Origin of the sequence: Acinetobacter sp. WCHAc060006, from assembly GCF_004209135.1 — a bacterium.
Taxonomy (GTDB): domain Bacteria; phylum Pseudomonadota; class Gammaproteobacteria; order Pseudomonadales; family Moraxellaceae; genus Acinetobacter; species Acinetobacter cumulans.
Map to the genome: position 1 here is coordinate 1 of NZ_SGSS01000090.1, position 862 is coordinate 862.

The following is an 862-nucleotide window of genomic DNA, read 5'->3' on the forward strand; positions in this document are numbered from 1 at the left end:
GCTGACCGGCATGAAAATGCTGAATACAGAAAAACAGAGACATTGACTTATTGATAAGCTGGGGACTTAGCTTAGTTGGTAGAGCGCCTGCTTTGCACGCAGGAGGTCAGGAGTTCGACTCTCCTAGTCTCCACCATACATTCCTGCGGAATGTATAGAGAACGAAGCTAAAATAAACAATCAAACGATTGTTAGCTTAGTCCTTAAGCGATCAAGTGTTTAGATCCTAGAGATTAACAAGTACAAGCGTTATGATACGCGGACTTGATAATCTCTGTGATTTATCACAGTTTCTAGACCTGACGAAGGCTAGAAAAATCATTAACAGAATATATTTGAGTTGAAATAATTTGTTCATACTCGTTTCAAGTAGGCAACTACAAGAAATGAGTTACTAGCGAAATTAACTGAATCAAGCGTTTTGGTATATGAATCTAATTGAAGCTGTACAGTGATTAAGTTCACGAAACAACAAATCAGAAGCAGTTAAGTCTGCGACGGTAGCATCACTTGTAGATGTTAACGACTGTTTGGGGTTGTATAGTCAAGTAATTAAGTGCATGTGGTGGATGCCTTGGCAGTCAGAGGCGATGAAAGACGTAATAGCCTGCGATAAGCTCCGGGGAGGCGGCAAATATCCTTTGATCCGGAGATTTCTGAATGGGGAAACCCACCCGCTATAAGGCGGGTATCAACAACTGAATACATAGGTTGTTGAGGCGAACGAGGGGAAGTGAAACATCTCAGTACCCTTAGGAAAAGAAATCAATTGAGATTCCCTCAGTAGCGGCGAGCGAACGGGGAACAGCCCATTAAGTCATATCAGTTTTAGTGGAATGCTCTGGGAAGAGCAACCATAGTA

At 42.1% G+C, this 862-nt stretch carries 1 tRNA gene and 1 rRNA gene; both read left to right on the top strand.

Features of this window, described 5'->3' with window-relative positions:
- Positions 1-60: 60 nt before the first annotated feature.
- Positions 61-136: transfer RNA gene (locus tag EXE29_RS17310), tRNA-Ala, on the top strand.
- A gap of 406 nt (positions 137-542) precedes the next feature.
- A 23S ribosomal RNA gene (locus tag EXE29_RS17660) occupies positions 543-862 on the top strand; the annotation flags it as partial.